This window comes from Anaerofustis stercorihominis, assembly GCF_024623185.1.
Classification (GTDB): Bacteria; Bacillota; Clostridia; order Eubacteriales; family Anaerofustaceae; genus Anaerofustis.
This window is the reverse complement of record NZ_JANJZK010000003.1, coordinates 26350-46452: the sequence shown is the minus strand read 5'-3', so window position 1 is coordinate 46452 and position 20103 is coordinate 26350. Positions and strand designations below refer to the sequence as shown.

The 20103-nt window shown below is 31.3% G+C and carries 20 protein-coding genes; 16 read left to right on the top strand and 4 right to left on the bottom strand.

Going from position 1 to position 20103, the window contains the following annotated elements; translation table 11 throughout:
• Positions 1 to 16 precede the first annotated feature (16 nt).
• The 9 genes from NSA01_RS02715 (at position 17) to NSA01_RS02675 (ending at position 7234) form a co-directional block, all read left to right on the top strand.
• Positions 17 to 427, top strand: coding sequence for a cupin domain-containing protein (locus NSA01_RS02715; RefSeq protein ID WP_257479980.1), 411 nt, complete (start codon positions 17 to 19; stop codon positions 425 to 427).
• A 154-nt stretch (positions 428 to 581) separates the two neighbouring features.
• Positions 582 to 965 carry a MerR family transcriptional regulator gene (locus NSA01_RS02710; protein WP_257479979.1) on the top strand — a complete coding sequence of 128 codons (384 nt, stop codon included), beginning with the start codon at positions 582 to 584 and terminating at the stop codon, positions 963 to 965.
• 230 nt (positions 966 to 1195) lie between these two features.
• A complete protein-coding gene (locus NSA01_RS02705; protein WP_257479978.1) occupies positions 1196 to 1993 on the top strand; it encodes a phosphate ABC transporter substrate-binding protein in 798 nt (265 codons plus the stop codon).
• 76 nt (positions 1994 to 2069) lie between these two features.
• Positions 2070 to 2957, top strand: coding sequence for a phosphate ABC transporter permease subunit PstC (pstC, locus tag NSA01_RS02700; protein ID WP_257479977.1), 888 nt, complete (start codon positions 2070 to 2072; stop codon positions 2955 to 2957).
• Positions 2958 to 2970: 13 nt separating this feature from the next.
• On the top strand, positions 2971 to 3819 hold the full coding sequence (gene pstA, locus NSA01_RS02695) for a phosphate ABC transporter permease PstA (RefSeq protein WP_257479976.1): 849 nt from the start codon (positions 2971 to 2973) through the stop codon (positions 3817 to 3819).
• A gap of 8 nt (positions 3820 to 3827) precedes the next feature.
• Positions 3828 to 4589: a phosphate ABC transporter ATP-binding protein PstB gene (gene pstB, locus NSA01_RS02690; protein ID WP_257479975.1), complete on the top strand. Its 762-nt coding sequence runs from the start codon at positions 3828 to 3830 to the stop codon at positions 4587 to 4589.
• A 22-nt stretch (positions 4590 to 4611) separates the two neighbouring features.
• A complete protein-coding gene (gene phoU, locus NSA01_RS02685; RefSeq protein ID WP_257479974.1) occupies positions 4612 to 5286 on the top strand; it encodes a phosphate signaling complex protein PhoU in 675 nt (224 codons plus the stop codon).
• Positions 5287 to 5301: 15 nt separating this feature from the next.
• Positions 5302 to 5982, top strand: a complete 681-nt coding sequence (locus tag NSA01_RS02680; protein WP_257479973.1) for a winged helix-turn-helix domain-containing protein — start codon at positions 5302 to 5304, stop codon at positions 5980 to 5982.
• Between the two features lie 4 nt (positions 5983 to 5986).
• Complete coding sequence (locus NSA01_RS02675) at positions 5987 to 7234, top strand: sensor histidine kinase (protein ID WP_257479972.1); 1248 nt, start codon at positions 5987 to 5989, stop codon at positions 7232 to 7234.
• 24 nt (positions 7235 to 7258) lie between these two features.
• On the opposite strand, the gene NSA01_RS02670 is transcribed toward NSA01_RS02675, so the two are convergent.
• From NSA01_RS02670 to nth, 3 genes are all read right to left on the bottom strand, one after another.
• Positions 7259 to 8161, bottom strand: a complete 903-nt coding sequence (locus tag NSA01_RS02670; protein WP_257479971.1) for a hypothetical protein — start codon at positions 8159 to 8161, stop codon at positions 7259 to 7261.
• Positions 8162 to 8171: 10 nt separating this feature from the next.
• Complete coding sequence (locus NSA01_RS02665; RefSeq protein ID WP_257479970.1) at positions 8172 to 10385, bottom strand: peptidoglycan DD-metalloendopeptidase family protein; 2214 nt, start codon at positions 10383 to 10385, stop codon at positions 8172 to 8174.
• Between the two features lie 96 nt (positions 10386 to 10481).
• The gene (gene nth / locus NSA01_RS02660) at positions 10482 to 11141 is read right to left on the bottom strand and encodes an endonuclease III (protein ID WP_257479969.1); all 660 of its coding nucleotides are present in this window, start codon (positions 11139 to 11141) and stop codon (positions 10482 to 10484) included.
• 108 nt (positions 11142 to 11249) lie between these two features.
• Here nth and NSA01_RS02655 point away from each other — a divergent pair, with 108 nt between their 5' ends.
• Positions 11250 to 11435: a hypothetical protein gene (locus NSA01_RS02655; RefSeq protein ID WP_257479968.1), complete on the top strand. Its 186-nt coding sequence runs from the start codon at positions 11250 to 11252 to the stop codon at positions 11433 to 11435.
• 56 nt (positions 11436 to 11491) lie between these two features.
• On the opposite strand, the gene NSA01_RS02650 is transcribed toward NSA01_RS02655, so the two are convergent.
• On the bottom strand, positions 11492 to 12448 hold the full coding sequence (locus tag NSA01_RS02650) for an alpha/beta hydrolase (RefSeq protein ID WP_257479967.1): 957 nt from the start codon (positions 12446 to 12448) through the stop codon (positions 11492 to 11494).
• A 230-nt stretch (positions 12449 to 12678) separates the two neighbouring features.
• On the opposite strand from NSA01_RS02650, the gene NSA01_RS02645 reads away from it, so the two are divergent.
• The 6 genes from NSA01_RS02645 (at position 12679) to NSA01_RS02620 (ending at position 19942) form a co-directional block, all read left to right on the top strand.
• Positions 12679 to 14163 (top strand): clostripain-related cysteine peptidase, encoded by a 1485-nt coding sequence (locus tag NSA01_RS02645; protein WP_257479966.1) that lies wholly within the window; start codon positions 12679 to 12681, stop codon positions 14161 to 14163.
• A gap of 133 nt (positions 14164 to 14296) precedes the next feature.
• Complete coding sequence (pfkA, locus tag NSA01_RS02640; RefSeq protein ID WP_007050750.1) at positions 14297 to 15256, top strand: 6-phosphofructokinase; 960 nt, start codon at positions 14297 to 14299, stop codon at positions 15254 to 15256.
• A 32-nt stretch (positions 15257 to 15288) separates the two neighbouring features.
• Positions 15289 to 17019 carry a pyruvate kinase gene (pyk, locus tag NSA01_RS02635; protein ID WP_257479965.1) on the top strand — a complete coding sequence of 577 codons (1731 nt, stop codon included), beginning with the start codon at positions 15289 to 15291 and terminating at the stop codon, positions 17017 to 17019.
• 40 nt (positions 17020 to 17059) lie between these two features.
• Entirely contained in the window at positions 17060 to 17932 is an 873-nt protein-coding gene (locus NSA01_RS02630) for a YitT family protein (protein ID WP_257479964.1), read from the top strand.
• Between the two features lies 1 nt (position 17933).
• Positions 17934 to 18857, top strand: a complete 924-nt coding sequence (locus tag NSA01_RS02625) for an RluA family pseudouridine synthase (protein ID WP_257479963.1) — start codon at positions 17934 to 17936, stop codon at positions 18855 to 18857.
• Positions 18858 to 19006: 149 nt separating this feature from the next.
• Positions 19007 to 19942, top strand: a complete 936-nt coding sequence (locus NSA01_RS02620; protein ID WP_257479962.1) for a DUF5011 domain-containing protein — start codon at positions 19007 to 19009, stop codon at positions 19940 to 19942.
• Positions 19943 to 20103 lie beyond the last annotated feature (161 nt).

The following is a 20103-nucleotide window of genomic DNA, read 5'->3' as shown; positions in this document are numbered from 1 at the left end:
TCAAGGAGAAATCAAAATGAATGAAATAAAACAATTGGATAATGAGATTTTTGAAAGAGGAAACAAAAATGACGCTTTTAAAGATTATTTTGTAGGACAAAGCTATTTGAATATGCTGTCTACGGAAGGTGTAAGTATAGGAAATGTAACTTTTGAACCGGGGTGCAGAAATAACTGGCATATACATCATAAAGGAGGGCAAATCCTTTTGGTGACCGGTGGCAGAGGGTACTATCAGGAATGGGGCAAAGATGCAAAGGAGTTATTCCCGGGAGACGTCGTAAACATTCCTCCGGAAGTCAAGCATTGGCACGGAGCTGCTAAAGACAGCTGGTTTGTTCATTTGGCTGTAGAAGTTCCCGCAGAAGACTCATCAAATGAGTGGCTGGAAGCAGTAAGTAATGAAGATTATAATAAATTAAAATAATTATTTGTGTTTAATAGAAGCATATCTGGTAAAATAAAAAAATGTTTTATTTAATTTGTTTTTTTAATACTTGACTTGGAGTCCACTACAGGTTATATAATAGAAAAAAATAATAACTTTATAAAATACTAAATTATTGTCGGAGGTTCTTATTATGAAAATAGCCGAAGTAAGTAAAAAATTAGATATATCAGGAGACACCATTCGTTATTATGAAAGAATTGGTCTTATTCCTCATGTTCCAAGAAACGGCGGTGGGATAAGAGAATTCAGGGAAGAAGACTTGAATTGGATTGAATTTATAAAATGCATGAGAAGTGCGGGACTTTCCATAGAATCTTTGGTTGAATATGTAGCTTTATTTCAAGAGGGCGACAAAACCATTGAAGGAAGAAAAGAAATTTTAATGGAAGAACGTGAAAAATTAAGTAAAAAAATTGCCGAAATGCAAAGCACATTGGAGCGCTTGGATTATAAAATTGAAAGATATGATAAGGGTCTGATGAAAAAATGTGAAGATAATTTAATTAAAAATTAAATTTTTGATTTTTAAAATTATAAAAAGTAAATATATAAAATTTTAATGATTTTAATAAAGTATAAATGAAAAAATAAACATAGATAAAGTAAATTTTTCTATGTTTATTTTTTTGCCGTTTTACGTTTTTTTTACTTTATATTTACTAAAGTATGATTTCCGGAAAATTGATATTGATATATGATAACCACATAATAAATATCATTTCAAAGAGAGGAAAATAAAAAAGAATGAAAAAGAAATTATTGGCTGTATGTTTATCAGCATTATGTTTAATCGGCTTTGCCGGCTGCGGAGCTTCTAGTTCCGGTACAATAACAATGGCGGGTTCCACATCTATGGAAAGTGTCGCAAAAGCTTGGGCTGAGGCTTATCAATTAAATAATGATGTAACTATCGATGTTCAAGGCGGAGGTTCGTCAGCGGGTGTAACAAGCGTAAAGGACGGGAGTGCTCAAGTTGGTATGTTAAGCAGGGAACTTAAAGATGAAGAAAAAGAACAAGGATTAACAGAATATCAAGTAGCTATTGACGGTATTGCAATCGTCGTAAACAAAGATAACAAAGTTAAAAACTTGACTAGCGGGCAAATTGCTGACATCTACACAGGTAAGATCACAAACTGGAAAGATGTAGGTGGCGATGACAGCGAAATCGTCGTTGTTGGAAGAGAAGCCGGAAGCGGTACAAGAGATGGTTTTGAAAGTATCCTTGACGTTGAAGAAAAATGCAAATACAAAGCAGAATTAAATGAAACGGGACAAGTAAAATCAACTGTTGCTACAACAAAAGGTGCTATAGGTTATATGTCACTGGGATATGTAGATGATGAATTAAAGGCTGTAAAAGTTGACGGAGTTGCTCCAAGCGAAAGTACAGTTTCTGACGGAAGTTATAAAGTTCAAAGACCATTTATAGTAGTAACTAGCGGAGATGCTTCAAGTGAAGTAAAAGCTTTTGTAGAATATATGTTAAGTGGTGACGGACAAGGTATTGTAGAGAGCAGTCACTTTGTAAAAGTAAAATAAGAATAAATAATAAATAAATTTACATACATTAATGCACCTTATGGTGCATTAATGTTACATTTTAAGAGGTAAGCGGATGAAATTAAAAAATAAAACCAAGCAGGATAGAGTATCCGGGATATTTGAAAAGATTTTTTTATTTTGCGCTGTTATTTCCATTATAAGCGTTATCGTTATAAGCTTATACATGATTATATCAGGATTTCCAGCAGTTAAAGAGATAGGTCTTTTTAACTTTCTATTTGGTACGGTTTGGAACCCGACAGGAGCAAATCCCAGCTACGGAATTCTTCCAATGATACTTTCAAGTATCTTTGCCACATTCGGTGCTATTATTATAGGCGTTCCTATAGGGGTGTTGACGGCAGTATTTTTAAGTGAAATAGCAAATAAAAAAGTTGCTAATTTTATCAGACCGTTTATAGAAATACTATCCGGTATCCCTTCTGTCATATATGGATTTGTAGGACTTATATTATTGGTTCCTTTTATTGCAAAAATATTTAATCTATCCTATGGAGCAAATCTTTTTACGGGTATGATTGTATTATCAATAATGATACTTCCTACAATCGTAACTATAAGCGAAAATAGTATCAGATCTCTTCCCAGTGAATATAAAGAAGCTTCGTTAGGTCTTGGTGCTACTAAAATGCAGACTATATTCAAAATACTTATTCCTGCTGCAAGGAGCGGTATCACAACAAGTATCGTGCTTGGCATAGGCAGGGCTATAGGAGAGACTATGGCAGTTATTATGGTTACCGGTAACAGCGTTAATATGCCGGGTATATTCCAGTCTGTAAGACTTATGACCAGTGGGATAGTATCGGAAATGTCTTATGCTGTCGGCTTACATAAAGATGCATTATTTGCAATCGGGCTAGTATTATTTATCTTTATTATGATAATAAACTTAGTATTAAATGTCTTCTTATCTAAAGCAGACAAGAAATATGATTAAGCGGGAGGAAGCGATGAAAAAGAAAAAATTTAGATTAATAGATAATATACTTAAGTTTCTTGTTATCCTCAGTGCAGGATTTACCGCACTTCTTGCTTTATCACTTATTTTATATGTAATGGTTAAAGGTGTGGGGAGTATTGATTTAAAAATGCTGACGACTTCTCCAAGTGAACTTACGGGTTCTGTCGGTGTATTTCCGATGATAGTCAATACTTTATATATGATAGTTTTGACTCTTGTTATTGCAGTTCCAATCGGAATAGGAAGTGCGATTTATCTTAATGAATATGCAAGAAAAGACAGTAAATTAGTTAAAGCAGTGGAATTTACAACTCAAACTTTAGCGGGTATTCCTTCAATCATATATGGTTTGTTCGGCTATATGTTTTTTAGCATATTTTTGGGATTGAGAGTATCTATCATATCAGGTGCACTTACTTTATCTATTATGGTCCTTCCGACACTAATAAGAACTACACAGGAAGCTTTAAGCAGTGTACCTAATATGTACAGAGAAGGTGCTCTGGGAATGGGAGCTAAAAAGATATATTTAATAAGAACTATTCTGCTTCCTTGTTCTATGCCCGGGATTGTAACGGCAGTAATTCTTAGTATAGGCAAAGTCGTAGGTGAAAGTGCTGCTTTGATATTTACCGCGGGAATGGGGTATATGCTGACGGGAGGAGTGATAGATCATATATTTAAAAGCGGTGCAACTCTTACCGTTCAGCTTTACTTATATGCTTCAAGGGGTGAAAATCTCTCTGTTTGTTTTGCACTTGCGAGTATATTAATCGTAATAGTACTTATTATAAATGTATCGGCTAGGCTTCTATTAAAGAAGTTAGAAGCTAAGTAGGAGGAAAAATGGAAAGTAGAAAAAAAATCATAACTAAAAATATGGACCTTTACTATTCTGAAAACCATGCTTTGAAAAACATTAATATGGATATTTTAGAAAATGAAGTAGTTTCGTTAATAGGTCCCAGCGGATGCGGAAAATCAACATATTTAAAAAGCATAAATAGGATGAACGATCTTGTGGAAGGTGTAAAAATAACCGGAGAGATCTTAATAGATAATGAAAATATTTACGATGAAGATATAGATGTAACTCTTCTTAGAAAAAAAGTTGGGATGGTATTTCAAAAGCCTAATCCATTCCCAATGAGTATTTATGATAATATCGCTTACGGACCTAAAGTTCATGGGATAAAAAATAAAAGTGAGCTTGATGAGATCGTAGAGAGAAGTTTGAAGGGCGCGGCTTTATTTGATGAAGTAAAAGACAGACTAAAAAAATCCGCATTTGGGTTATCGGGAGGTCAGCAGCAGAGGCTTTGCATTGCGAGAGCATTGGCAGTAGAGCCTGAAATCCTTTTGATGGATGAACCTACAAGTGCATTAGACCCTATTTCCACTATGAAAATAGAAGAATTGGTATTTGATTTAAAGAAAAAATACACTGTTGTTATTGTTACACACAATATGCAGCAAGCTGCAAGGATTTCCGACAAGACTGCTTTTTTCCTTCTGGGAGAGCTTATCGAATACAATAAGACATCGGCGCTGTTTGCAAATCCCAAACATCCGAAGACGGAAGAATATATAACCGGAAGATTTGGTTGATAATATATAAAGGAGAATATAAATGAGTGCAAGAAGAAGATTTGATGAAGAATTAGATTTATTACATCATGAGCTTGTAGAAATGGGTTCCATGATTGAAAAAGCAATAAAGACTTCATTTAATGCAATAGAAAGTGATGATGAAGAAGCTGCAAAAGATATAATCGAATCGGATAAAGCGATAAACGAAATGGAAAGAAAGATCGAAGCAAGATGTTTAAAGCTTATATTAAGACAGCAGCCTGTAGCTACTGATTTAAGACTTATATCAACGGCTATGAAGATGATCACCGATATGGAAAGAATAGGAGACCATGCGGCTGATATCGCTTCAATCTGCTTAGATGATGAAAAAGAAAAAAATCCTGAACCTTTTAGAATTGTGGATAATAAGATATTGGAAATGGCAAATATTGATTTGGAAATGGTAGCATCCAGTATTTCTGCTTTTATTAACGATAACTTAGAACTTGCAAGGACTACCATAAAGACCGATAATGAAGTTGATGAGTTGTTTTACGAAGTTAGAGATGATATAATAAAAGGGCTTAAATCGGATAAAATTTCTCCGAGCCTTGCGATGGATACACTTATGCTGATTAAGTATTTGGAACGTATCGGGGATCATGCAACTAATATATGTGAATGGGTAATATTTTATTTGACCGGAGAACATAAGAATAAGAAATTATTATAAAGAAAAGGAAAAATTATGGGTAATTATATTTATGTAGTTGAAGATGATAATAATATAAGCGAATTATTAAAATGCTCTCTTGAAGCATTTAACTATTATGTCAAGGTATTTGAAAACTGTGAAGATATGATGATTGCTTTAAAAGAAGAAAAGCCTAAGTTGATGTTACTTGATATAATGCTTCCGGGAATGAGCGGTATAGATGCGCTTAAACTGCTAAAAAACAGCAATAAATATAAAAGTATTCCTATAATTATTTTGAGTGCTAAAAGCAGTGAGATAGATAAAGTAAATGCTCTTGAACTTGGAGCGGACGATTATGTTACCAAACCTTTTTCTGTCCTTGAACTTTCTTCAAGAATAAAAAGTGTTCTTAGGAGAAGTTATAAAGAAGAAGATAACATCTTAAATTATAAAGATATTACAATAGATAAAGAAAATTATCACGTTTCACATGATGGCGAAGAGGTTATCCTTACGAAAAAAGAATATAAAATACTTTTATATATGCTTGAAAATAAAGGCAGAGTGGTAACAAGAGAAGAACTTCTAAACGAAGTTTGGGGTTACGATTTTGAAGGCGAAAGCAGAACTCTAGATATGCATATGAAGACACTTAGAAATAAAATAGGAAGTGAAGACGATAAATATAAATATATAAAGACTATCAGAGGAATAGGATACAAGTTAGGTTAATAAAATGAGAAGGTTTGTATTCATTCGTAGTTTTATTGTAGGACTTGTATGTACTTTGATACTTAGCTTTTCCTTTTTTATAGTTTTATCTAAAACTCAGGATAATGGTTATCATACTACTATCGAAGCTTTTCTTCATACTGTAAACGAAACATATGAGCTTGGTGATGATTACCAAAAGGATGTAGATTATCTTAAAGAAATCTCTACCGATAAATACAGAGTGACGTTGATTTCTCCGAAGGGTGTGGTTTTGGCAGATTCGGCTCATGAAGGGATAACCGAAAATCACTCTAACCGCGAAGAAATAAAAGATGCAAAGATAAAAGGTGAAGGATACGTAATAAGGAATTCGTCTACTTTAAAAGAAAAAGTAATGTATGGAGCTATGGTTCTTAAAAATAAAAATATATTAAGAGTAATGGTACCTATGGGGACAATATATGAAAACCTTCTTACAAAAATAACCATATTTTTACTTGCAATAATTATATCATTTTTGATTTCATGGTTATTTGCAAGGAAGTTTGCAAAGGATTCCGCAATACCTTTCGGAAGCGCTGTCGATGTATATAAGAAAGAATTTTTTGCCAACGCTTCTCATGAACTTAAAACACCTATTACATCCATAAGAGGTTTTGCTGAACTTATTTCTTCAGGACTCATTGATGATAAAGATAAAATAATTGAGTATAGTACAACAATAAAGAAGGAAGCTATCAGGATGGATACTTTGGTTGAAGGTATACTTAAATTGTCGAGTTTAGAAGATGTTGATGAAGAAGACATGCCTTTAGAAGAAGTTAATGTAAGCGATGTTGTTAAAGAAGCCGTAGAAGTACTTGATTATAAGATATATGAGCGAAATATAACCGTAGATCTGGATTTGAAAGACGGATATATAATGGCAAGACATGAGGATATATTAAGGGTATTTATAAATTTAATCGAAAACGGAATCAAATACAATAAAGATAATGGTAAGATTTATATAGATATAAAGCAAATAAAAAGAAAAGTTCATATAACGATTAAAGATACCGGAATAGGGATTAAAGAAGAAAATCTACCGCATATATTTGAAAGATTTTACAGAGTGGATAAAAGCAGAAACAGAAAAGTGGAAGGCTCCGGACTCGGACTTTCAATAGTTAAAAGAATAATATATAAGTACAAAGGAACGATAGAGGTTAAATCCGTTTATAATGCAGGTACGACTTTTATGATAACTTTCGATGTTATACAAAAATAAAAAAGAAGATTATTATCTTCTTTTTTATTTGCTCCAATATTCATTGATTTTTTGTTCGCTCCACTTTTCATAGGTTCCGTTTATCGTCTTATATTTACTGCTTATTGTCATCTTATTATCGTTATTTATAGTGAAGGTTAAAGTTTCTTTATTATTGGTTTCATAATCTTTGTATGTTACTTTATATTTATTTTCTCCGATTTCTGATATTGATGATATTTGTCCTCCGGCGTCCGAACCGGACGGACCGCTGTTTAGTAAAGAAACAACTAGTTTTAGCTGGACACTTGAACCGTTTCCGTCATCTTTTACAACGATTAATCTATTATTCTTTTTATTAACCCAGTATCCCATAACTGCTTTTTCTTTTTCCAAATAACTGGTGTGATAAATTTCTTCTTCGTCTTCGCCCATTACTTCCATAGTTATATTTTTCATAGCTTGATTATCTGATGAGTCCTTAGCTGTAATTGTTACGTAGTATGAATCTGACTTTGTTGTATCATAATCTCCGTCTAAAGTAATTGTTAGTTTATCGCTTGAGTTATCTGTTATGGTAGCATATTTATTTATATTAAATTTTTTATCGCTGGCAACAACTTTAATGGTTTCATCGCATTTGATTGTAGGATTTGTAGTATCAACAACTTTAAAAGTTAATTCCTGCTCATCTGTTTTTTTATTATCTTTTTTTATTATGTAGTGAACCGTATATTCTCCGCATTTTCCAATATCGATATCATTTTCCAACGCTTCCACAGTGTATTCTTCGCCATTTTCTATAGTTATTAAATCCAGTAATTTTGTATTTTTATTAGCCTCTATACTTTCATTTTTAAGAGATATTGCAGGACCTTTTGAACATCCTCCAAGTAGCAATAAACTAATTAGTATACTTGTAATTAATATTATATTTTTTCTTTTCATCTTTTACCTCTTATTTAAATTTAGCTCCTTTAACTTTACTGTAATTACCATATGAAGTTACATTTTCAATTTTATTATAGGCTCTTACTTTATAATAATAAGGTTTGTTTTTCTTCTTTTTAAATTTATCTATATAAGATAATTTACTTGTCGTCGCAATTTTTTTATACTTTTTATTTTTATAGTTTGAACGATAAATTTGGTAACCTTTAGCATAGGATGATTTTGAGTATTTGATTTTGACAGCATAATTTTTACCCTTACTGATCTTTATCCCTTTTACAGATGCAGGTTTCTTTATGTATTTTATACACCCTGCATAACTATAGTTACCATATATTACTGTACTTCCATTTTTATAATAAGGCCTTATTTTATAATAATAAAATTTATCTTTTTTTACTTTATCAATAAAATAATTTTTATTCGTTGCACCTATTTTTTTATAGTTTTTATCTTTAATCGTAGATCTATATACTTCATATCCGGTAGTATTATATGATTTATTGTATTTGATATCAACATTGCTTCCGCTTGAATTCTTAATACTCAAACCTGTGATATTGCTTGGTTTTATTTGTAAGCTTTTTACCTCAGAGTATTTGCCCTTTGCAGAAAATTCAAATTTGGTTGCATATCCTATGACTTTAAAATAGTATGTTTGAGGGAATTTCAATTTTTTTGCAGTCATAGTTGTTGAAGTCGTTTCTCCGAGTTTCGTATACTTCCCATTTTCTGAAGTTGAATAATAAACCATATATTTATTTGCGTTTACTTTATTCCAGCTTATTTTAATATTGTCAGCACCTTGCTGTTCTAATTTTACATTAGGTGAAGCCGGAGCTTTAGGTAGGTCTGTTTGAAGTATAAAGCCTTTATTTGCTGTTGAGGCTTTCTTTTCTGCTGTACTGTAGTTTGATAAATCGTTCCAGCCATAATTTTTATTAGTATCTACTGCCAAATAATCTTCTCTTATATATGGTCTGTCTTTATATTCATCTGAAGGCTGTCCTTTTGCAAATGCTTTATAAGAGAATTTAGTCCCGTCTACCCAAGTAAATGATCCTTGTTTCTTTTCATCTGTTGCACCTATAAAATAATAATCCTTTTTTCCGTATTGTTTTATCATATTTATTACTGCTTTGTTTCTTGTGCTGTTACTTAATACTGCCAGATGTCCTCCAAGTCTCTTACATATGTTTTCCGAATATTTCCAAGACGAAGAGACCTCAAATAGTGAATAGATCTTATTATCGGCAATGATTGATTTTTTAGGTGTATATTTAGGTAAATCTATATAAAATACTGTTTGGGCACTTGCACTGCTCTTAGTACCATATTTACTGTCTAAAGCTTGTATAAATACTTTATATTCCCCGGGTAATAAATTATTAAACGTGACTTCATTTTTTGTTGTGCTGCCGCTTAATGTAGGGAAAGATGTTGCATATTCCTTAGGAACAGAGTAAAGATAATATTTATAACTATTTGCGTTTTTTACTTTACTCCATGTTACTTTCATAGATTTTGATGTTGTTCTTGCTTTATATTTACTCGTTATTACCGGCAGGCATTTTTTACATCCTTTGGCAAGTCCGTATTTTTTATCTGTACTTGAAGTTGTTTTAGCTAATTTCCCGCAGATACATTTCCCTACTAAAACATGAGGATGTTTTTTTATATCCTGCACTCCGTATTTATTGTACACATGAGTATGATTTTTAATATAAATATATTTTAATTTACCCGGGTTTACTTCCGCAGTTGAAGAATAGCTTGGGGCTTTATTGATTTGAAAATGAAGGTGAACACCTGTAGCTGCACCTGTTGCACCCATATATCCTATTATTTGTCCTTGTTTAATACTTTGATTCTTTTTTACATATATAGAACTCATATGCATGTATGTAGATCTATCCTTATTGTCACTGTGTTGTATGATTACATAATTACCCCTGCCGCTGTCATATCCTGTCTCTACGACCTTACCTGTCTTTGCGGCCAGTATATATTTGCTGTCACATACCAAATCAACTCCGGCATGGAATTTTTTAGTCCCGTATATCGGATGTATTCTCCAGCCGTAAGAGCTGGTGACATGTGCTTTAGTATCTTCAAGCGGATATCTGTAGCTTTGTGCATTTATGGTTTTTAAGCTAAAGCTAATTATAAAAATAAAAGTTAAAATAAATATTATATTTAGTGACAAATTTCTTTTTTTCATTATGTAAAACCCCTTTAATATAACCATTTTATATTTAAATAAAAAAAATGTCAATAAATGCATTAAATAAGGATATATAGGGTATAAAAAAAGCTGCTATACAACAGCTTCTTTTTTATTTTTTGAATTTTTTTTGTTAAAATCACAAAGACTATTAAGTGGACATATTTCACATTTTGGATTTCTTGCCGTACAAATTTTTCTGCCGTGCCATATTATCCAATGATGTGCATTTGACCAATATTCTTTTGGTATTTTTTTCATTAAAGATTGTTCGGTTTTCAAAACATCATCGCTGTTAGCAAGTCCTATCCTGTTTGATACTCTTTGAACATGTGTATCTACTGCTATAGCCGGAACTCCGAAAGCATTGGATAGAACTACATTTGCGGTTTTTCTTCCTACTCCGTTTAATTTAATGAGCTCTTCCATAGTTTTTGGTACTTCCTCATTGTATTCATTACATAATGTAAAACAAGTTTTGATAATATTTTTTGATTTAGTATTGGAAAGTCCGCAGCTTTTTATGTATTTTAAAAGTTCTTTTTCACCCATTTCCAATATGGCTGATGGAGTATTGGCTACTTTAAACAATTTTTCTGTAACAATATTTACTCTTTCATCAGTACATTGTGCAGAAAGGATAGTAGCAATAAGCAGTTCAAACGGACTTTTGAAATCAAGTCCGCATTTGTATTCTCCGTAATGTTCGCTTAAAATATCTATAACTTCCAACGTTTCTTTTTTTGTTTTCATAATTTTTACCTTAACTTTTTTTACCTTGATTTATTTATTAATTATTGTATCATAGCTAAGCGAAAATGGAACAATAATTAAGAAGAAAATTTAGAAAGGAAGAAAAAAATGAGAAGAACTACTATGTCAATGTTAGCCGGAATTACTGCCGGACTTATAGCCGGAGTGGGAATGACTTCATATATGGCAACAAATAAAAAGATGAGAAAACCGGTTAAGAAAATGAAAAATGCAGTTGAAAAAGCTGCAAAAGAAGCTGCAAGTGAAATCAAAGATATGAGTTTAAAGAACTAGTTAAAGAAATAGTAATAATCAAAAGCCTCTGAATATGCATATCAGAGGCTTTTAAATTAAAGATACTTATTTAAAAAAGTATCTATTTTATTTTTATATTCATTATTATGTTCAAACCAAATTTGTGTATGCTCACTATCGTTGACCGTCCATATCTCTTTATTATTTAAATTGATACAATCATAAATATTTTTTCCCATGAAATATGGAGTAGTAGTATCCTTTTTGCTGTTTATTATTAAAGTCGGGGTAGTTATATTTTTTATTTTGTTTGTTACGTCAGCATCACCATAAAAAAATCCAAGTTTTAATTTGTTAATTATATTTCCGCAAAATATCATATAGGACGTTGGAATTCCTATACCCATTTTATTTATTTCGTTTTCTATCATCCATTCCATACTGCTGACAGGACAGTCCAGAAATAAAAAATCTAATTTTTCATAGGTTTCTTCATGTCCTGCAGCTAACCCTGCCGTTGCACCTCCGCATGAAGTTCCCCAAATCCCCAAAACTTTGTGTGGAGCCTGTTTTTTTACATAATTAATGTAATCAATTAAATCATATTTTTCTAAATATCCAAATGTAGTATATTTTGCGGTGTTTTCGTTTGAGCTTCTTTGGTCATAGGTTATTACATTAAATCCTTTTTCAAGAAAATATTGAGCTATTACATACAAAGAATATCGATTACCGCCCAGCCCGTGAACCATGATAATAGTTTTGTTGTTTTTATCACTTGGTTTTGATGAATATATATAGTCAGCAGGAATATTATGACCGTCATAAGATGATTTCAAATTTATATTTTCAATAATATAATCAGATGATATCATGTAATAATATTTAGCGTGTTTTCTTGAAACACCAACTATTTCTTTTGTACTTTCACTTGTTGTTAATTGTGTAGAGTTTAAAAATACCTGATTTCCGATATAATAGGAAAATCCGACAATAATAATTAAAATTATTATTATGATAGATGATAACGAGACAACGGTTTTTCTTTTCATTTAATTTATCTCCGAACTTTTTTTAATATAAATATAATATTTATTATGAATTACTATTTATTTTAGCATATTTTAAAATAAAATTGTTTAGTATTTTATATTTACATAAAAGCTAAAAATATCCTAATAATAATACTATGAAAAAAGGAATTTTATTTAGTATTATATTTATCATACTTATAGGTGTATTTAGCTATAATTATAAGTCTGAAGTAACAACAAGGACATTAATGATCTATATGAATGGATCTGATTTAGAGACTGAAAATATGATAGCCAGTTCGGATTTAGCTGAATTGATGAATGCTCGAGTTCCAAAGGGAATGACTGTATTGGTCGAAACCGGCGGGACAAAAAAATGGCATAATAAAAGTATAAGCGAGAACCACAATCAAATATTTGAAATAAAAAACGGGAAATTAAAACTTCTAAAAACAATGCCTAAAAAAAGTATGGGCGACAGCAGAACTTTAAGCGGTTTTATAGATTTTTCATTAAATTATAAAGAAAGTAAAGAAAATATTTTGGTTTTATGGAATCATGGCGGAGGGGCTATTGTTGGGTTTGGCAAGGATGAAAATTTCAAAAGCGATACACTGCTTTTAGATGAATTAAAAAAAGGTTTTAAGACTTCATATGAACATACAAAAAAGAAATTGGATCTTGTAGTCTTTGACGCTTGCTTAATGTCTTCTTTGGAAACGGCAAATTCTATAAAAGACTATTCCAAGTATATGGTTGCAAGTGAAGAACTTGTTTTAGGATATGGTTTCGATTATAAGAAAATAGTTAATAATTTTAATAACAGAAATTTGGAGAATATAGGTAAAGTATTTGTAGATACTTATTATAATGAGAGTAAAAATAAGAAAAAAGATAATCTCGTAACTATGTCTTTTTTAGATTTATACAATGTCGGTAAGTTATATAATAATTTTAATGAAAAATTAAAAGAAAATGATATTAAAAAAAATACTCCAAATTTAAATAGTAAAATGCTAAATGCAATTACTTTTGGTGGCAGAACAAAAGAAGAAGGCTTTAGTAATATGGTTGATCTGGGTGCTTTATCAAAAAATCTATTCAGCCAAAAGGATAATGAAGATATTAATAAAGATATAAATAAAGTTGTGGTATATAATAAAAATGGATATATAAATAAAGATGCTTGTGGATTATCCGTTTATTTCCCGGTTAATTATAACAATAAAGCTATTCATGAACTTAAATTATATAACTATTTAAGTTTGGATAATGAATATTATAAATTCTTAAAAAAATACGTTGATAACGAAAATATAAAAAAAGTTAGTCATTTATATGATATAAAAAAAGTAAGCGGCAAAAATATAATTTATGAAATAAAATTAAATGATGAAAAGAAAAATAAACCTTTTTATATGGATAATAATATATTAAGTGTAAAAAAAATATCTACAAAGGGTAAATTAAATGTTTATACTGCTCCTATAATATATAACGGTAAAGAAGCTAGTCTGCGTTTTGAACAAGAAACAGCTACCGGTAAAATCAATATAGAAGGAGTAATAATGTCCAGAGGCACACTTAATTTATCGGAGAAGAAAATATTAAGTTTAAAAGAAAATGATAAAGTTAGAGTTTTAAATTATGAATTTTTGGAAGACGGCGAAATAAAGAGGATTAAAGGGATTGAACTTAAAGTAACAGCGAATACCTCAATATTACAAATGTAATGAAAAATATGAAAATTTTTTCATATTTTTAATAAAAAACTATAATGTTTTTTTTCAGAATATAGTATAATGAAGTTTAGTGAAAACTTAGAATAATATTTTAAATAATTTATATAAAAAGGAGAATACAGAAGTGAAAAAAATAGCAGTTTTAACTAGCGGCGGCGACGCACCCGGAATGAATGCGGCTATAAGGGCCGTTGTTCGTGCCGGGATATACTATGGTTTTGAAGTTTATGGAGTTTATCAAGGATATAAAGGACTTATTGAAGATGATTTGGAAAAGCTGGATGAATACTCAGTATCGGATAAAATCCAAAGAGGCGGTACATTCCTTCGTTCTGCAAGATGCTTGGAAATGAAAACCGACGAAGGTTTAAATAAAGCAGTCAATACATTACATAAACACGGTATTGAAGGTTTGGTAGTTATCGGCGGAGACGGTTCTTACCGAGGAGCACAAAAACTAAGCAGAGCGGGAATTAATGTAATAGGGATTCCGGGAACAATAGATAATGATATATCGTGTACGGAGTATTCTATCGGTTTTGATACTGCTGTCAATACAGCAGTAGACGCGATAAATAAAATTAGAGACACATCCTCTTCTCATAACAGAGTAAATGTAGTAGAAGTTATGGGTCGTAACAGTGGTTTTATAGCTTTATATGCGGGAATTGCAGCCGGTGCGGAAGCTATCTTGATACCTGAAAAAGAACTTAATTTGGATGTTGTTTGTGACAGGATAAAAAAAGGTTTTGCTCTCGGTAAATATTACGGATTGGTAATATTGGCTGAAGGCGTAGGACACTATGAAGAATTCTGTGATGTTATTGAAAAATACTCGGGAGTTACTACAAGAGGCACAAACCTTGGTTATATCCAAAGGGGCGGTTCTCCGTCTGCATTTGACAGAATGCTTGCCAGTAAAATGGGAGCGATGGCAGTTGAATGTTTAAAAGATGGTAAGACAAACAGATGTATGTGTTATCAGCACGGAAGATTTTTAGATATGGAAATCGAAGAAGCATTATCTATGCCATACAGTATTGATGAAGAAGCTAAAAGAATTGCAGAAATGATTGCAATATAATATAGATTTGAAATAGGAGATAATCATAAATTATGAAAAAAACAAAAATTGTTTGTACAATAGGTCCTGCGAGTGAAGATAAAAAGATATTGACTCATTTAATCGCATCCGGAATGAATGTAGCAAGACTTAATTTTTCTCACGGTGACTATGAAGAACATCAGGGAAGAATTGATACTATCAAAGAAATCAGACAAAAATTAAATCAGCCAATAGCTATTTTGCTTGATACAAAAGGTCCTGAAATCAGAACTAAAAAGTTTAAAGACGGCGGTGTGTTTTTAAAAGAAGGCAGTATGTTTACTCTTACTGTCGGAGATGAACTTGGAGACGAAAATAAATGTTCTACAACATATGATCATTTGGCAGAAGAGCTTAAAAAAGGCGATGTAGTACTTATAGACGATGGTCTAATAAAGTTAACCGTTAGAGAAATCAAAGGTAAAGATGTAATTCTTAGAGTAGATAACGGCGGTCCCGTTAAAAATCATAAGAGTATAAATATCCCGGGAGTTAATATCAAGCTTCCCGCTCTTACTGAAAAAGATACAAATGACTTATTATTTGGTATCAAAAATGATGTTGATTTTGTAGCTGCTTCTTTTATAAGAAGTAAAGAAGATGTTTTTGCTATAAGAGAAGTCCTTAATAATAACGGCGGAGAAGATATTCATATCATTTCTAAGATTGAAAACAGACAAGGTGTTGACAATATAGATGAAATCATTGAAGCCAGTGACGGGATAATGGTTGCAAGAGGTGACCTTGGAGTTGAAATCCCTGCTGAAGAAGTTCCTATAGTTCAAAAGGATATTATCAAGAAATGTAATTACGTAGGTAAACCGGTTATTACCGCTACGCAAATGCTTGACAGTATGATAAATAACCCAAGAGCAACAAGAGCCGAAGTAACAGACGTTTTTAATGCTATTTTTGACGGTACGGATGCAATAATGTTATCGGGAGAGACCGCTGCAGGTAAATATCCTATTGAAGCTGTACAAACAATGGGTATAATCGCTGAATCGGCGGAAGGAAAATTAGCCAGCGATTTCAGAACCAGAAGCAAATATATAAATGACCAAAGTATGACAAGTGCAGTAAGTTTATCTACCGTTCAGATTGCGGATTCACTTAATGCAAAAGCGATACTTACACCTACAAGTTCAGGTTATACAGCAAGAAGGATTTCAAAATACAGACCTAACTGTGATATAGTCGCTTATACTGATAAAGAATATGTACAAAGAAGATTATCTCTTGTTTGGGGTGTAGAAGCTTATAAGATCGATGTATTCTCGGATGTAGAATTACTTTATAAGACAATCATAAAGAGTGCAAAGGATCATTTCCACGTTCAAAACGGGGATATGGTAGTTATAACCGCAGGTATTCCTCTTGGTGTTAAAGGCACTACTAACTCTATAAGGATTGAAACTGTAGGAGAACATGTACTTAAAGGTGCCGGACTGATTGGCGGAAGAATTAAAAACAGAGGTTTAAGAATTTATACTAAAGGATTATCTGACTTTAAAGACGGAGAAATTTTAGCATTAACTTCTCTTGATTCAAAAGCTATGGACTTGGTAGAAAAAGCAGGCGGTGTTGTATACAGCGAAAAGGCTTTTCCTAATGAAGTAGAAATGAAATTAAAGGGGCTTGATATCCCTACATTGGTTGGTGTGGAATCTTTTGAAGGCTATGAAGATAAAGAAAAAGTTACTTTAGATGCTTCAAGAGGTATTTTGTATAAAATCAACTAATAATAAATATAAAATATAACAGAAATGACAGAGGCTTGATATGGAAAAAGGTTTGAAAAAGGGCAATATATTTAAATTTTTAGTGGACATGTTTTTTGTAACACTTGCATGCATGATTATGGCGTTTGCATTTGCCGCATTTTGTATTCCTCTTGATATTGCTCCGGGCGGATTTTCAGGGCTTGCCACTGTCATTTATTCATTTACAGGGGCTCCGGTCGGAGCCGTTTCTTTTATAATGTGCATTCCTCTTTTTGTAATACTTTATAAAGATATGGGTGCCATTAATTTTTTTAAAACTCTTTACGGGACTTTTGCATTTTCATTTTTCATAGATTTAATGACAGGTAAATTTAATATTACCAATGATTTATTTTTAGCCTCGGTTTTCGGAGGTATAGTTTTTGGTGTCGGTGTAGGACTTCTGTTTAAATTCAAAGGAACTACCGGTGGGACTGAATTATTGGCTCTTTTAATTCAGAAGAGATTTCCGCATTTTACTATGGGTAATTTGATTTTGATGTTGGACGGTCTGGTTGTGCTTATTGCAGGTATCGCTTTTAGAAACTTTGAAATAATGGTGTATTCCGGAATAAATATATTTATTGCAACGAAAGTTATCGACTTTATTCAAGAAGGGACAAGCTATACTAAGGCTTTTTATATTTTTACTTCAGACCCTATAGGCATAAGAAATGCTATATTTGAAACACTTGACAGAGGTGTTACTTTTATTAAGGCAAAGGGCGGATACAGTAATGAAGATAAGGATATTTTGTTATGTGTTGTAAGCAGAATGGAAGTTGCTGTTTTAAGAGAACTTATTTCTGATATCGACCCTGAAGCATTTGTAATATTGGCTGAAGTCAGTGAAGTTCTCGGAGAAGGATTTAAAGGTGTAACAGAAGAATAAAATGAAGGAATTAATCATAAACGAAGAATTTATGGATATGAGACTTGATAGATTTATATCCAAAGTAACAGTCCTTTCAAAGGGCGAAATCCAAAAACTGTTAAGAAAGAAATTTATTAAAGTCAACGGGAAAAAGCAGGAAGGCAGTTATAGAACCAAGAAACTGGATAAAGTCCAGTTCTTTTTATCTGACGAAGTATTTAAAGAAGATAATCTACATAGTAAAGTAAGTATTAATAATTTAAATATCATATACGAAGATAAAAATATCGTACTTATTAATAAGCCTGCGGGAGTACTTTCTCAGGGTAATGGCAGCGATAAAGAAGATATTGTGAGTATGCTTATAAGCTATTTAAATACAAATTCTACAGGTATTGTTACAAGGCTTGATTTAAATACAAGCGGGATAGTGCTTGCGGGGAAAAATAGAAGAGCTTTAATGCTTTTAAACGAGATGTCTAAAAATAAATTGATCGATAAGAGATATTTGACTTTAGTACACGGTAATTTTAACAGAGAAGGTATAATTACTCATTATGGTATTAAGGACAATAAAGAAAATAAATTAATTCTTAGCAGTGAAAAGGCTGAAGGTTCTTTTGAAGTAAGTGCAAATTTTAATATAAAAAAGAAATATGAAGATTATACTTTGCTTGAGGTAAAACTTATTACGGGTAAAACTCACCAAATCCGTTCACAGCTTGATAAATTAGGTTTTCCTGTAGTCGGAGACAAAAAATATAACAAATCCAAACAAGCTATTAATGAAAATAATTTTAAATTAAATAGACACTTTCTTCATTGTTATAAAGTGACATTAAAATATAGTGAAAAATATAAGGAATTGATTGAATTTGATAAAACATTTAAATGTGATCTCCCAAGGGAGTTAAAAAATGTTATTAGAAAGTTAGATGAGTAAAAATTCAATTTTATAGTTTCTATTTAGTAATTTGACAATATGTGATATATTTATTGATTATAATTAAAATAAATTTTGGGTTCTGTAATTTTATATAATTAATAGACGGAATTAGAAATTTAATATTTAATAATAGGTGAAAATAAACTATGGACATAAAGGATTTTATGAATAATAATAAAAAACTAATTATAGGAATAATTGTAATTTGTTTGATTTTATTAATATTCATCGGTTTTAGAAATGATGGGAAAGAGAAAATATCAATAGTAAACAAAAATATTGAAGCAGGAAAAAACGTAGATGTTTCCGGGTTAGTTAAATTAAAAGATAAATATAAAGATACTTATGTGATAGAACCTTTAAATAAGGATGTAAACTGTTTACAAGTTGGTAAAAAAACAATAAGTTACATATTAAGGGAAAAAGGAAGTACAGATAAAGAAGAGGTAAAAGTTGATTTTAATGTGATTGATACGACTCCTCCGATAATAAAAGAATTAGATATACTCAGCGTTCCTTTTAAAAGTAAATTTAATATAACTAAATTTATTGAGGCTGAAGATAATATAGATGGAAAACTTTCTGAGGATAAAATAAAAGTAGAAGGAAATGTTAATACTACAAAAATAGGAAAATATAGTATAAAAGTTACTGCCGAAGATTCCAGCGGCAATAAATCAGTAAAGAATATGTATATAAAGGTAATAAGACCTTATGCCGCAATAGAAAAAATAAAGGGAATTGAAGGAAAGTACATCAATAAAAGTAAAAATCTGGTACTAAGTTTTTATGATAATTACGGAAGAGCCAGTTATTCTTTTGGTAAGACAGGGGACAGTCTAAATTACAGCGGTCATGTAAGCAGTATTCAAAAAAAAGGCAATGACATTACACTTTTGGTAAGTTATGATACTTCCGATTGGCAAAACGGAGAAAAGCCGGAGTATGAATTTGCACAAATGAAATTATATAAATCCGGTAATGACTTAAGGCTACAGAGTTTTTTGGATTATAAGAATATTGATTTATCATATGCCGGTAAAAGCTGGAATGATGTAAAAAATAGTTTTAATATAAATTAAAGGCCTAAGGGTCTTTTTTTATTTGTTAAAGATGAAAATTAATATATTTATATTTTATAAAATAAATAGTTTCAAGCTTAATAATGATATATGGTAAATATAAATTTATGATAATATTCTGTTAATGTCCAAAAACTATTATATACGATATAAGTGGTAAT

Bases quoted from the DNA above. Each gene is read 5' to 3' on its own strand.
- NSA01_RS02675 (WP_257479972.1), top strand. From the start codon at position 5,987: ATGAGAAGGTTTGTATTCATTCGTAGTTTTATTGTAGGACTTGTATGT.
- NSA01_RS02680 (WP_257479973.1), top strand. From the start codon at position 5,302: ATGGGTAATTATATTTATGTAGTTGAAGATGATAATAATATAAGCGAA.
- NSA01_RS02650 (WP_257479967.1), bottom strand. From the start codon at position 12,448: ATGAAAAGAAAAACCGTTGTCTCGTTATCATCTATCATAATAATAATT.
- NSA01_RS02705 (WP_257479978.1), top strand. From the start codon at position 1,196: ATGAAAAAGAAATTATTGGCTGTATGTTTATCAGCATTATGTTTAATC.
- NSA01_RS02645 (WP_257479966.1), top strand. From the start codon at position 12,679: ATGATCTATATGAATGGATCTGATTTAGAGACTGAAAATATGATAGCC.
- NSA01_RS02630 (WP_257479964.1), top strand. From the start codon at position 17,060: ATGGAAAAAGGTTTGAAAAAGGGCAATATATTTAAATTTTTAGTGGAC.
- NSA01_RS02670 (WP_257479971.1), bottom strand. From the start codon at position 8,161: ATGAAAAGAAAAAATATAATATTAATTACAAGTATACTAATTAGTTTA.
- NSA01_RS02655 (WP_257479968.1), top strand. From the start codon at position 11,250: ATGAGAAGAACTACTATGTCAATGTTAGCCGGAATTACTGCCGGACTT.
- pstB (WP_257479975.1), top strand. From the start codon at position 3,828: ATGGAAAGTAGAAAAAAAATCATAACTAAAAATATGGACCTTTACTAT.
- NSA01_RS02665 (WP_257479970.1), bottom strand. From the start codon at position 10,385: ATGAAAAAAAGAAATTTGTCACTAAATATAATATTTATTTTAACTTTT.
- pstA (WP_257479976.1), top strand. From the start codon at position 2,971: ATGAAAAAGAAAAAATTTAGATTAATAGATAATATACTTAAGTTTCTT.
- nth (WP_257479969.1), bottom strand. From the start codon at position 11,141: ATGAAAACAAAAAAAGAAACGTTGGAAGTTATAGATATTTTAAGCGAA.
- pyk (WP_257479965.1), top strand. From the start codon at position 15,289: ATGAAAAAAACAAAAATTGTTTGTACAATAGGTCCTGCGAGTGAAGAT.
- NSA01_RS02710 (WP_257479979.1), top strand. From the start codon at position 582: ATGAAAATAGCCGAAGTAAGTAAAAAATTAGATATATCAGGAGACACC.
- NSA01_RS02625 (WP_257479963.1), top strand. From the start codon at position 17,934: ATGAAGGAATTAATCATAAACGAAGAATTTATGGATATGAGACTTGAT.
- NSA01_RS02715 (WP_257479980.1), top strand. From the start codon at position 17: ATGAATGAAATAAAACAATTGGATAATGAGATTTTTGAAAGAGGAAAC.
- NSA01_RS02620 (WP_257479962.1), top strand. From the start codon at position 19,007: ATGGACATAAAGGATTTTATGAATAATAATAAAAAACTAATTATAGGA.
- pstC (WP_257479977.1), top strand. From the start codon at position 2,070: ATGAAATTAAAAAATAAAACCAAGCAGGATAGAGTATCCGGGATATTT.
- phoU (WP_257479974.1), top strand. From the start codon at position 4,612: ATGAGTGCAAGAAGAAGATTTGATGAAGAATTAGATTTATTACATCAT.